The sequence below is a fragment of the Segatella copri genome, assembly GCF_026015625.1.
GTDB classification, from domain to species: domain Bacteria; phylum Bacteroidota; class Bacteroidia; order Bacteroidales; family Bacteroidaceae; genus Prevotella; species Prevotella copri_H.
Window position 1 is genome coordinate 41,310 of record NZ_JAPDVG010000001.1, and the last position, 12,909, is coordinate 54,218.

The following is a 12,909-nucleotide window of genomic DNA, read 5'->3' on the forward strand; positions in this document are numbered from 1 at the left end:
AAACTTATCATAAATACTTCTCATAACGTTATATTACAGTATAGGGCATAAGCCCCAAAACTAAATATTATATATTATGCAAGAAGTAAAGATTCAAGTCCTAATGGATCGATGCATCAAGTACTTTGAAGACCATTGTTACACAGAGAATAGAATATCTGTGTATAAATGTCTATGGCGTAAAGGCATCGTCCACTACATGTCGGCTCACGACATTGAGAATTATTCCCCTTCTATTGGTGAAGAGTTCCTGTCAACCTGTCATCATTATGGTGAGATTCGTCACCAGGAGCGTGAAATGATTCGCAGTATTCAAGTCCTTGACGATATGCTTTCGTTAGGGCTTATACGTAAGCGTTGTTTCACTCCTGTTTTCCATACCCTCGATGGGAAGATTGGCATGGAGATGGAAAAACTCATCATCCATCTTACTTCTCTTCGTAGAAGTCTGGTGACTATAAATGACTATCGTTTGTATCTAAGCGAGTTCTTAACTCATCTCAATCTCAGTGGTGTCAACAGTGTGTCCGAGATTGCGGATAAACACATCTTGTCGTTTGTCTCGTCCCATCCGACCAACAAGGTAAACATAGTTTCTGCCCTGCGTGTCCTCTTTCGTTTCTGGAAAGCGGAGCATATTGTAGATGGAAGGTTTGATGGTCTGTTTGACACATATAAGCTGCGCAAGAAAGAGCGTATTCCTTCGTTTTACACAGCAGCAGAGGTAAATATAGTAGAGAACTCCGTGAATAGAAGCAGCGGCGTTGGCAAGAGAAACTATGCAATGTTATTACTTGCATCACGTTTGGGGTTGCGAGCTTCGGACATAGCCAACCTACAGTTCTCTAATATAGACTGGGACAACAATGTACTAACCCTTGTGATGCATAAGACCGGAAAGGTCATAGAGTTGCCATTGCTTGCGGATGTTGGTAATGCCATCATAGATTACTTGCAGCATGGAAGACCTCAGACAGTTTCACAGAATGTATTTCTTTCTTGCAAGGCACCTTATGTGCCAGCAACCAAAAGTATGGTATGCTCTGCAATAAACAACATCATCTGTAAATCCGGAATAGATGTATCGGCCAAGCATCATGGTCCACATTCTCTACGTCATTCTCTTGCAAGCGTCATGCTTGAGAAAGGCACGACGTTACCTGTCATATCCGAATCGCTAGGGCATCGCAGTACGGAAACAACTCTCACTTATCTTAAGATTGACATAAAGTCTTTGATAGAGTGTGCCATTCCTGTACCGCCAGTTCCAGATGCCTTTTACAAACAGAGAGGAGGTGCGTTCTATGGCTGAGCAATTTAAATATTCCAGCGTGTTAGCCTCATATATGAATCATCTTCTTGACATTAAAATATCTGCAGGAATCAGTGCGTTGCGTACCAGATGGATATTGAAAGAGATTGACGACTTTGCCAATGCAGAGTGCCTAAAGGATCCTCATATCAAAGAGGTGTTCTTCAAAAAGTGGAGAGCTACACGTGTGGCGGACTGTGACAGAACTTTATATTCCAAATGTTCCGTATGGTGTCAATTGACAAGACTGATGTGCAGGTGTGGCTGTGTATGCTTCATTCCACGAATGCCCAAGCAACCGAAGTCTGATTTTACTCCGTATATATTCACAAAGGAGCAGATTGGCGCAATCTTTTCTGCAGCGGACGAATATAGACTATATGACATACGCATGGGTACAGCTCTCATAGCCATGCCAGCTCTTCTTCGTTTACTATATAGTACAGGAATGCGTATATCTGAGGCTCTTTCCATCCGCAACAAACATGTTCATCTGGATGAAGGTTACATTCGCTTAGATAAAACCAAGAACGGAAGTGAAAGGATCGTACCTTTATGTGAGTCGATGAAGACGGTACTTACATCTTATATGGAGTATAGAAACAATATGCCCATCAAAGACATAGCTGCAGGAAATGGTTTTTTGTTTGTAAAATCGGACGGGACTAGCATCAAGGCTAATAGTGTATATCAGCATCTGCGCAAATTGCTGGACACATGCGGAATTCCCCATAAGGGGAATCATCATGGACCACGCGTTCACGACCTGCGACATACGAATGCAGTACATGCTCTTGTACAGATGGGGCACAAAGGAATGGACTTGTATGCCAGTTTGCCAATTCTCTCAACATGCCTGGGACATCACTCGCTGAAAGCGACAGAGCAGTATGTTCGCCTCACATGCAACATGTATCCAGAATTGGAAGAGCAATGTTCTGAAATCAACGCTTTTGTCTATCCAAAGATATGTAAAGCCTATGACTACGACGACTGACTTTGCCAAACATTTAAGCCGCTTTCTGGTAGAATACCTGCCTCATGAGCGTAATGTAAGCCCTAACACCATATCCTCCTATAGAGATGCATTTGTACAATTTATTGACTTCATGAAAGATATTAAAGGAATCACAGTTGAAAAATTGCAATTGAAACATCTCACGAGAGTAAGTGTAACCGAGTATCTCGAATGGCTACTTAACAAGCGAAAATGCTCTGCAGCGACACGTAACTATCGGCTTGCTGCCATTCATTCTTTTTGTCATTACTTGCAATATAGCGTCATAGAAATGATAGAAGAATGGCAAAAGATCCTAACTATTAAAGCCATAAAAACATCAGGGACAACACTTAACTACCTGACAATAGAAGGTATCAAGTTGTTGCTGGCTCAGCCTGATACATCAACTTGGAGAGGCCGAAGAAATCTCGCTTTACTCTCACTAATGTATGATACGGGAGCAAGAGTCTCTGAAATAGCAGATCTTACTGTGGATAGTGTGCGCATAACCCATGAGCCATATACCATACGTCTGTTCGGAAAAGGACGCAAAGCACGAATAGTACCGCTTGTAAAGGAACAGGTGTCAATTCTATGTGAATATATGGAAGAGAATCATCTTAACGATTGCAACAAAGCTGCGTCTCCACTTTTCTATAATGGCAGAAATGAAAAGCTAACGCGTGAGGGTATCACATACATTCTTTGTACTTATGCAAACATGGCAAGGAAGGTGTCTCCAGAACTTATTCCGCAAAGGATTAGTTGTCACTCTATACGTCATAGTCGAGCTATGCATCTTCTACAGGCTGGAGTCAACCTTATTTATATTAGAGATTTGCTAGGACATGTCTCTATTCAAACAACGGACATTTATGCTCGTGCAGACTCTAAAGCAAAACGTGAGGCGTTCGAAAAGGCGTATACAGATCTCACACCTAACCGAGAGGCTGATAAATCTTGGGAAAACAATAAAAATCTCAGAGATTGGCTCAGAGGTCTGAAGAAATAGTTATCATTATGAGAAGTCGAACGGAGAAGCATTCTCCTAAAGTTCTGATCTTCAATAATACTTTTCCATTCACTTCTCATAATGTTATTCTTGTCATAAAAGTAAAGTTCCACGTTCCATCTTTCCCTATATAATTCAGATATGGTAAGCGCTTCATATTCCATGTTGTTTGTGAGAAACCTATACACCTTACTTGTTGCATAGTCCTCATAGGTTACCATTCTAAGTTCTTCAGGATACCATTTGGCAGTATGTAGTCCTGTTAATTTGATACGTTCATCAGAAATGATACCAGTACTCTTGTCAACTTCGGCTTCTGATACAACTTCAAAAAGCATGTTATCTTTTGCCCTAGTAACAAAGAATGCATTCTTCTTAGTTATCAACTTGAAGAGTCTGTTGAAATCTACATATCCTCTGTCCATCAAATAGATAGCAGAAGGTTCTATGTAGAGATCATCAAGAGCTTTTACATCATTAACCGATGCAGAAGTCAAATAAACTGAGACTGGAAGATTTCCTCGCAAATCGACTAATGTGTGCATTTTGATGCCACCTTTGTTTTTGCGATACTTTGCCCAAGGACATAATTTGAGACACAGACTTATAGTACTGCTATCAAAAGCATATACCATGTTGTCTAGGTCTAATCTGAACTTGTCTTTGACATAAAGAGGACGTACTTTTTTCAAAAGAACGTCTGCAAAATCTTTATAGATATGCCAATCTCGCTTCTCGTTAGCTTTTGCTAGAGTATTACGTGGTACAGCATAACTAATACCACAATGGTAAAGTTTGCTGGAGAGTGCCGTAAGGCAGTTTTCTATATCTCGAAGACTATCACGACCTGTTAATTGAGCATAGCTCATTACTAGGAATTGGTCTTTGCAAGAGAAGTTTCTTGCTCTGTAGTTTCCCTTATAACGGTCTACACAAGTTTTGAAATCACGTTCTGGTATAAGTGACATAATCTGAGAGAATATAGTTTTGCCTTTGTTCATCGCACACGTATTTTAAATATGCGTGCAAAGATACAAAATCAAATCGAATACACTATAAAAAGTCCGTAAACTTTTGAGTATTAATAACTTATTTAATAACCGTCTCGTTTTAACGGGACACTAGTGATATAATATATAACAATTTAAAACAACTTTGAACTATAAGGGCTATATACCCCCTAGGAAAAAACTGAGGAACTGAGGAACTGAGGAACTGAGGAACTGAGCAAGCTTAGAATCTTACTCTTGATACTGTTGAATAGGTGCTTATGTTAAAAGTTAAGTATCAGATTATCAGATAATAAAAACACTTGACCCCCTGAAATAAGGGGTCAAGTGTTTATTGTGATACCCATACGTCGTGAAACACGACGTATGGGTATGAAAAGGAGTTTCGTTACATTGAACTTTCAAATCGTAACTTGATGAGATCTGGCTGATTTACATCTCAACCACTACTTCATGCTTGCCTTCAGAGCAAGGAATGATGGTGCCTGAGATAGGAGTGCCATCCACTGTAATCTGCTTCACGCCCTTCTGGTTTCCGTTAGGATTCTTTACTGTGATATGGTATTCGCCACCACGGAACTTGCGGGTTACCTCATACTCCTTAGCGGTGCTTGGGAGACAAGGATCGATGAGCAAACCTTCATAATCTGGCTTGATGCCGAGGATGAATTCTGATACTGTATACCACATCCATGCCGCTGTACCGGTAAGCCAGGAGTTCTTTCCTTCGCCCGGTTTGGCTGCATCCTTACCGGCTACCATCTGGCAGTTTACGTAAGGTTCTACCTTGTGAAGTGTCTGATATTTTTCCTCTACATAGCTAGGCAGAATCTTGGTATAATGGCTCCAGGCATCGTTGCCTCTGCCGGCTACAGTCTCTCCGATGATGACCCAAGGATTGTTGTGGCAGAAGATACCGGCGTTCTCCTTGTAGCCTTCAGGATAAGAAGAAATCTCACCCATTTCTACATGATAGGTAGTGTAGGCTGGGTTGTTCAGCACCAGTCCGTGTTCGCATTCCAGTCGTTTCTTGCTGCTATCCAGTGCTTTATCGCAGAGTCCTTCTTCCAGACCGATACCAGCCATCGTACACCAGCCCTGGCTTTCGATGAAGATTTTGCCTTCCTCGTTCTCATCACTACCAATCTTGTTGCCGAAGAAATCGTAAGCGCGGAGGAACCATTCACCGTCCCATCCATGCTGCTTCACAGCCTCGTTCATCTCATCTACAGCCTGCTGCATGCGCTCGGCTTCTGTCAAATAATCTTCCTCTGCAAGACCGGCTATTTCGCCCTCCTTGCTTTCCATAGCTTCCTTGGCAAGCTGCTTGCACAGAGCCACATAATCCTTGCCGGTAACGACGAACAGACCGGCTATCATCAGACTCTCTGCCTTGCTTCCTTCGCCCTTGTTTTCGGTGGTCTGGAAACTCTCGTTAGGGTCCCAGGAGAAGCAGTTCAGGTTCAGACAGTCGTTCCAGTCGGCTCTTCCGATGAGTGGCAACTTATGTGGACCCAGGTTGTTGATAACATGGTTCATCGAAATCTTGAGGTGCTCGAAGAGGCTTACTTCTGTGCCTGGCTGGTTGTCGAAAGGCACCTGCTCAGCGAGGATAGAGAAGTCGCCCGTCTCCTTGATATAGGCTACGGTACCGAAGATGAGCCAGCATGGGTCGTCGTTGAAACCGCCACCGATATCGTTGTTGCCGCGTTTGGTGAGCGGCTGATACTGGTGGTAGCAGCCACCGTCAGGGAACTGGGTGCTGGCGATGTCGATGATGCGCTGGCGGGCACGGGTAGGTATCTGATGAACGAAACCTACGAGGTCCTGGTTGGAATCGCGGAAGCCCATGCCTCGACCGATGCCGCTCTCGAAGAAACTTGCCGAACGCGACATACAGAAGGTGATCATGCACTGATACTGGTTCCAGATGTTCACCATACGGTCTAACTTATCGTTGCCGCTCTTCACGGTGAAGATGTTCAGCAGGTTATCCCAGTATTGGTTGAGTTCTGCGAAGGCAGCATCCACCTTTTCGGTGGTATCAAACTTGGCGATAAGCTGATGAGCTTTCTCCTTGTTGATTACCTTCTTGGCGCTGAACTTCTTGTCCTGCTCGTTCTCCACATATCCCAAAAGGAAGATGAGGTCGCGGCTCTCGCCTGGCTGCAGGGTAACCTCGATATAATGAGATGCGATAGGGCTCCAGCCGTGGGCAAAGCTGTTGCGTGGCTTGCCTTCCATCACAGCCTCAGGCTCGGAAAACTCGTTGTAGAGTCCGATGAAGCTCTCGCGGTCGGTATCGTAGCCCTGAATCTCGGTGTTCACTGTGTAGAAAGCATAGTGGTTGCGGCGCTCACGATATTCGGTCTTGTGATAGAGGGTAGAGCCTTCTACCTCCACCTCGCCCGTTGAGAAGTTGCGCTGGAAGTTCTCCATGTCGGTAGCAGCATTCCAGAGGCACCATTCAGCAAAGGAGAACACCTTGAGGGTCTTCACCTCCTTAGTCTGGTTCTTCAGCGTCATCTTCTGCACCTCAGCCCATGTATGGAGCGGAACGAAGAAGAGCACACTAGCCTCTACGCCGTTCTTGCTGCCCGTGATGCGGGTATAGTTCATGCCGTGGCGGCACTCGTAGCTGTCGAGCGGTGTCTTGCAAGGTTTCCATCCCGGGTTCCATACGGTATCGCCATCTTTGATATAGAAATAGCGACCGCCGTTATCCATCGGCACACCATTGTAGCGATAACGAGTGATGCGACGGAACTTGGCATCCTTGTAGAAGGAATAACCACCTGCAGTGTTTGAGATGAGCGAGAAGAAATCCTCGTTACCCAAATAATTGATCCAAGGCCATGGAGTCTTTGGATCAGTAATCACGTATTCGCGATTGGCGTCATCAAAATGACCATACTTTTTTTCTGCCATTGTTTTTTTAATGTTTATTTCTAGGTAAAATATATTATTTTCGTGCAAAGATAGTAAAAAGTTTCAGTTTCGGGGTTAGAAAACAGTTTTTTTTTGTATTTTTGCAATGAAAAGTTTGATGATTATCATCATTCCATTAACATTTTATACTGTTGGCTTATGAAAAGAAACATTTTATCACTTCTGGTAGCCCTCTTTGCAACCTTGCAGGTAGCGGCTCAGACATACGACAACTTGTGGAAGCAAGCTGAAATCAATGCTCAGAAGGACCAGCCTAAGAGCGAAATCGCGGTGATGAAGAAAATCATCGCCAAGGCTTCGGCTGCCAAAGATTACGGGCAGCTGCTGGCGGCTGAGATGCGGCAGGCGATACTCTGGAGAGAGATTTCGCCCGACTCGCTGACGCCCCATGTGAAGCGGATGGAAGCCGAGGTGCTGAAGGTGAAGGGCCCGGCGTTGAAGGCCGTGAGATATGCTGTGCTGGGCAATGTGTATCGTGATATGAACGAAAAGAAAAGCCAGGAATTCTTCAAGAAAGCCCTGGAACAGCCTGAACTCCTTGCTCGACATACATCTACAGAGTATGTTCCATTGACGCTGAAAGGCGTGGATGGCAGTTCCTTTAACAACGATCTGCTGCATCTCATCGGATTCGAGGCAGACAGCAAGGAGGCGTACCATCTGCTGTACACCTATTATAATAAGGTGGGAAATAGGGGTGCGGCTTGTCTCTGTGCCTATAAGCTCATCGAGAAATACCGCCAGGACGACGTGAGAGAGGTGAAGAAATCGAAGTATCTGCAGACCATCGACTCGCTCATCCAGGTTTATCAGGATATTCCGGAGGCAGGCGAACTTGCCGTGGAGCATTTTCGCTTCATGGAAGGGGCTACCGATGCCAAACCGCAGGATAAGCTCAACTATATCAACTATGCGCTGAGCCGTTGGGGGGGATGGTCGAGAATGAACGAATTGAGAAATGCGCAGAAGCGACTCACCGAACCGATGTTCCGGGTGAAGGATATGCCATTGGTGCTTCGTCCTTCAGAAAGGAAGTGGGTGCATCTGAACGTGCGCAATCTCCAGAACCTGAAGGTTAGCATTTCCCGCCTCAACATCACGGCAGATAATGAGTATGATGTTCAGAATGAGGCTACCTATAAGATGCTTCTGAAAAAGACTACGAAGCTGCATCAGAAGGATTTCAGCAGGAACTACTATGGTCGTCCGAATTACGAAGAGGTGAAGGATTCCATCGAAATCGGTGGCAATCTGCCGCTGGGTGCCTATCTGATGGAGGTTACTTCGGATAATACCGGCATCGCTCCGCAGCGACAGCTCTTCTATGTCAGCAATCTGGCGGTGATGATCCAGCAGTTGCCGGATGATAAACATCGCTATGTGGTGGTGAATGCTACAGACGGACAGCCTATTGCTGGGGCGAAGATAGAACTCTATGAAAAGGATTATGATTTCAAGACGAAGAAGGACAAACGAACGGTACATGCCCGCTTGACAACCGATGAGAACGGAGAGGCTTACTTCAAGAATGTGGATGGAGAGGTATTGGTTTCTACCAACAATGACAAGTTTACGCCAGCCAAGTACATCTATCTCAGCCGTACCCGCTATTATGAGAAGAAGGATAACGAGACTAAATATCAGGTTTATACCGATCGTGCCATCTATCGCCCGGGGCAGAAGGTACATGCCTCAGCCATTTCCTATACTGTCAAGAAGGGGTTGGATGCCAGCGTGCCAGGAAAGAGTATGGAACTGAAGTTTGTCCTGAGTGATGCCAACTGGAAGCAGGTGGCAGAACAGAAGGTTACGACCGATGAATATGGTACGGCTTCGGTAGATTTCGAACTCCCGAAGGAGGGAAAGACAGGACAGTATTCCATCTCCGTGAATGGTACAGCAAGCGAATATTTCAGAGTTGAGGAATACAAGCGTCCAACCTTCGAGATTACCTTCCCGAAGGTGAACGAGAAATATACCTGGGGCGACACCGTGGTGGTGAAAGCTTCAGCCAAGACCTATGCCGGAGTGCCGGTGCAGGGTGCCAAGGTGGAGTATCAGGTGACCCGCAGAAATCAGCTCTGGTGGTGGGGTGCAGGCTCTGCCGGACAGTTGGTGAAGACTGACAGTTGCGTGACTCGTGAGGACGGAACCTTCGACGTAGAGATTCCGCTGGAGGCTTCCTTGTCAGAAAAAGACGAGGCTGATATGAGCGATTTCATGCGCATCGCCCGTTTCTTCAACTTCGAGGTCTCAGCCATCGTTACCGACATTAGCGGTGAGAGCCACGAGGGTGTAATGAGTCTGCCTCTGGGCACCAAACCAACCATCCTCACGGTGAATCTTCCTAAGCGTATCGAGGCAGACAGTCTGAAGACGGTGACCTTTGCTTACCGCAATGCCAGTGGAATGCCGATTTCGAGCAGGTTGAAATATCGCATTGATGAAGGCGAATGGAAGGATGCCGAGGCGAATGCACCGGTTTCTATCAAGGAATATGCTTCTTCCTCTGCCTCTTCTTCCCTCGTTTGGAAATCTGGCGTACATCAGCTGGAGGCAATCTGCGGACAGGATACCCTGCAGCAGAAGTTCACCCTTTTCAGCATGAAGGATACCCATCCGGTGGAGCCAACTACCGAATGGTATTATCAGACGGCGAAGACCTTCCCTCGTGATGGCAAGCCGGTCTATATCCAGGTGGGCTCTTCGGAGAACGGAGCGCACATCGTATATTCCATCATCGCCGGCAACAAACTGCTGGAGAAGGGTGCCTGGGAGTTGGGCGACAGTATCGTGACCCTGCCTTTCACCTACAAGGAGGAATATGCGTCGGGCATCGTACTGAACTATAGTTTCGTGAAGCAAGGCAAGTGCTATACCCGAATGATGAGCATCGCCCGTCCTTTGCCTGAGAAGAAACTGAATATCGCCTGGAAGACCTTCCGCAACCGTCTGACCCCTGGACAGAAGGAGGAGTGGACGCTGAAGATTACCACCCCTGACGGCAAGCCAGCCAAGGCGCAGCTGATGAGCGTACTCTATGACAAGTCGCTCGACCAGATAGCCCCGCATTCCTGGAATTTCTCCCTGGGCTTCTATCAGAGTTTGCCAGACTGCTACTGGGAGGACAACCTCACTTTCCGTTCATTATACTTGAATGGCGTTTATCCTACCAAGTATTATGACGAGAGGGGACTGGATGTAGATAAGTTTGATGGCAAATTCTTTAGCTATTATGCTTATATGCAAGCGGTGGAACTGAGCAAGTTGGAACGTTCTTCTGGCAGAACCGTTGAGGCTGTTCGTATACAGAAAGACGAGCTGGTTCAGGAAGAAGGGAGAGTCATGAAAACTCGTGGGAGTAATATGATTCGTGTTGCAGCGGCTGCTCCATCTGCCAACAAGGTTTTTGATGCAGTAGAGGAGATGCCGCAGTTTGCTGGCGGTTCAGGCTCAGACGCAGGACTGTTCCTCGACCAGGTGCAGGTGCGCGAGAACCTGAACGAGACCGCCTTCTTCTATCCTGCCTTGGAGAGCGACAACAATGGCAACGTAGCCATCAGATTTACCCTGCCGGAGAGCGTGACTACCTGGAAGTTCATGGGCTTGGCTCATGACAAGGAGATGCGCAACGGTTTGCTGGTGGATGAGGCTGTGGCTCAGAAAACCGTGATGGTGCAGCCTAACATGCCTCGCTTCCTGCGTGAGGGCGATAAGAGCACCATCGTGGTGAAACTCTTCAATACTTCCGACAAGAAGGTGAGCGGCAACGCCCGTATGCAGATTCTCGACCCAGAGACCAACAAGGTGGTTTGGCAGAAGACGCAGAACTACAGCATCGATGCCGAGGGCTCTGCTACCATCTCCTTTGATGTCCAGGGACTGAAAGAAGGCGTATATATTAATAAGGTGGTGGCTGCCGGTAATGGCTACAGCGATGGTGAGCAGCACTATCTGCCGGTTTTGAGCAACCGTGAACTCGTGGTGAACACCCTGCCTATCACCCTGCATCAGAAGGGTGAGCAGAACTTCGACCTGAGCAAACTCTTCCTGAACAAGGAGGGCAAGCAGGCGAAGGGCGCTGAAGAGGCAAAGGTAACCATCGAGTATACCAACAATCCTAGTTGGCTGATGGTGAAGGCGCTGCCAGCTATCAGCAATCCGGATGAGGAGAACGCCATCTCGCTGATGTCTGCCATCTATGCCAATACCATCACCACCCATATCCAGAAGACTCTCTCTTTGGATAATCATTCTCAGAAGAATCTCTCTCAGGAGAGCATCCGTCTGCAGAATCAGGTGGAGAAGCTGAAGAAGTTGCAGAACCCTAACGGTTCCTTCTCCTGGTGGAAGGGCATGAAGGGCAGCCGGTATATGACAACGTCGGTAGCCGAAATGATGGTTCGATTGAATGCCATCGCAGGTGTGCAGAAATCAACCGCCAAGATGCTGACTTCCGCCATTGATTATCTCTCCTGGCAGACAGCACAGGAAGTAAGAGAAATGAAGAAGCAGGAGGAGAAAAAGCAGAAGGTGAGTCCTAGCGAACAGGCGCTGCATTATCTCTACATCCTTTCGATGGATGGCAGAAAGATGAAACAGAATCTGGAGCAGGATAAGGCTTATCTCCTGGATAAGATGTCGAAGATGACCGGTGATTTCTCCATCTATGGCAAGGCGCGTGCTGCCGTGGTTCTCGCCAGAAACAGCCAGCAGAATGCTGCTTACCGCGAGAAGGCTGGCGAATATCTGCAGAGCGTGAACGAATATGCCGTTTACCGCGAGGAGATGGGCCGCTACTACGATACCCGCAAGGCACTCTACAGCTGGAGAAACTACAAGATTCCTACCCAGGTATCCGTGATAGAGGCGATGCAGATGCTGAAGCCGAACGACAAGCAGACCATAGAGGAACTGCAGCGCTGGCTCCTGATGTCGAAGCGCACCCAGGTTTGGGATACGCCGGTGAACACCGTGGATGCTGTTTACGCCTTTATGAAGGGCAATGAGAGCAACTGGAGCAGGAAGGCTGAGAATGCCGTTCTGAAACTGGATGGCAAGCTGCTGCCGATGCCGCAGGATTCCACTACTTTGGGCTATGTGAAGACCGAAAAGACGGGCAAGGCATCTAAGCTGAGCATCGACAAAAAGAGCGATTATACCAGCTGGGGTGCTGTCTATGCAGAGTTTAAGCAGCCTATCAGCGAAATCGGTTCTATGGAGTCGGGCATCAAGGTGCGCCGTGTCATCGTTCCTGCCGAATCTGAGAGCAAGGGCAAGGCGCAGGCGAAGGTAGGTGAGAAGGTGAAGGTAACGCTCATCATTACCGCCGACCGCGACTACGACTTTGTGCAGATTACGGATAAGCGTGCGGCATGTCTGGAACCGGTTAACCAGAAGAGCGGTTATCAGTGGGGCATAGGCTGCTATGTTTCTCCAAGAGATCATGCAACAAATTTCTATTTCGATCGTTTATCTAAAGGTAAGCACATCGTAGAAATGGAGTATTACGTGGATAGAAAGGGCGACTATCAGAGCGGAACTTGCACCGCTGAGTGTACCTACAGTCCGGAATTTGGTGGCCGCACAGAGACGTATGAGTTGAGAGTTAACAATTAATAGTTTA

Annotated in this window: 5 protein-coding genes and 1 pseudogene; 4 read left to right on the plus strand and 2 right to left on the minus strand. The window is 46.8% G+C overall.

Annotated features, from left to right (window positions below; all coding sequences use genetic code 11):
- The first annotated feature begins 103 nt into the window (after positions 1-103).
- The 3 genes from ONT19_RS00145 to ONT19_RS00155 are packed head-to-tail and all read left to right on the plus strand — an operon-like array spanning position 104 to position 3,324.
- Complete coding sequence (locus ONT19_RS00145) at positions 104-1,312, plus strand: site-specific integrase (protein WP_264952114.1); 1,209 nt, start codon at positions 104-106, stop codon at positions 1,310-1,312.
- On the plus strand, positions 1,305-2,309 hold the full coding sequence (locus ONT19_RS00150) for a tyrosine-type recombinase/integrase (protein ID WP_264952113.1): 1,005 nt from the start codon (positions 1,305-1,307) through the stop codon (positions 2,307-2,309). The genes ONT19_RS00145 and ONT19_RS00150 overlap by 8 nt, the downstream gene beginning before the upstream one ends.
- The gene (locus ONT19_RS00155) at positions 2,293-3,324 is read left to right on the plus strand and encodes a site-specific integrase (RefSeq protein ID WP_264952112.1); all 1,032 of its coding nucleotides are present in this window, start codon (positions 2,293-2,295) and stop codon (positions 3,322-3,324) included. The genes ONT19_RS00150 and ONT19_RS00155 overlap by 17 nt, the downstream gene beginning before the upstream one ends.
- Positions 3,325-3,356: 32 nt before the next feature.
- Here ONT19_RS00155 and ONT19_RS00160 read toward each other — a convergent pair.
- A pseudogene (locus ONT19_RS00160) lies at positions 3,357-4,325 on the minus strand (IS4 family transposase); the annotation flags it as partial.
- Between the two features lie 441 nt (positions 4,326-4,766).
- Positions 4,767-7,262 (minus strand): GH36-type glycosyl hydrolase domain-containing protein, encoded by a 2,496-nt coding sequence (locus tag ONT19_RS00165; protein WP_264953307.1) that lies wholly within the window; start codon positions 7,260-7,262, stop codon positions 4,767-4,769.
- 159 nt (positions 7,263-7,421) lie between these two features.
- Here ONT19_RS00165 and ONT19_RS00170 point away from each other — a divergent pair, with 159 nt between their 5' ends.
- The gene (locus tag ONT19_RS00170) at positions 7,422-12,902 is read left to right on the plus strand and encodes an alpha-2-macroglobulin family protein (protein WP_264953308.1); all 5,481 of its coding nucleotides are present in this window, start codon (positions 7,422-7,424) and stop codon (positions 12,900-12,902) included.
- The last annotated feature ends 7 nt before the right edge of the window (positions 12,903-12,909 follow it).

Bases quoted from the DNA above. Each gene is read 5' to 3' on its own strand.
- ONT19_RS00155 (WP_264952112.1), top strand. From the start codon at position 2,293: ATGACTACGACGACTGACTTTGCCAAACATTTAAGCCGCTTTCTGGTA.
- ONT19_RS00145 (WP_264952114.1), top strand. From the start codon at position 104: ATGGATCGATGCATCAAGTACTTTGAAGACCATTGTTACACAGAGAAT.
- ONT19_RS00170 (WP_264953308.1), top strand. From the start codon at position 7,422: ATGAAAAGAAACATTTTATCACTTCTGGTAGCCCTCTTTGCAACCTTG.
- ONT19_RS00165 (WP_264953307.1), bottom strand. From the start codon at position 7,262: ATGGCAGAAAAAAAGTATGGTCATTTTGATGACGCCAATCGCGAATAC.
- ONT19_RS00150 (WP_264952113.1), top strand. From the start codon at position 1,305: ATGGCTGAGCAATTTAAATATTCCAGCGTGTTAGCCTCATATATGAAT.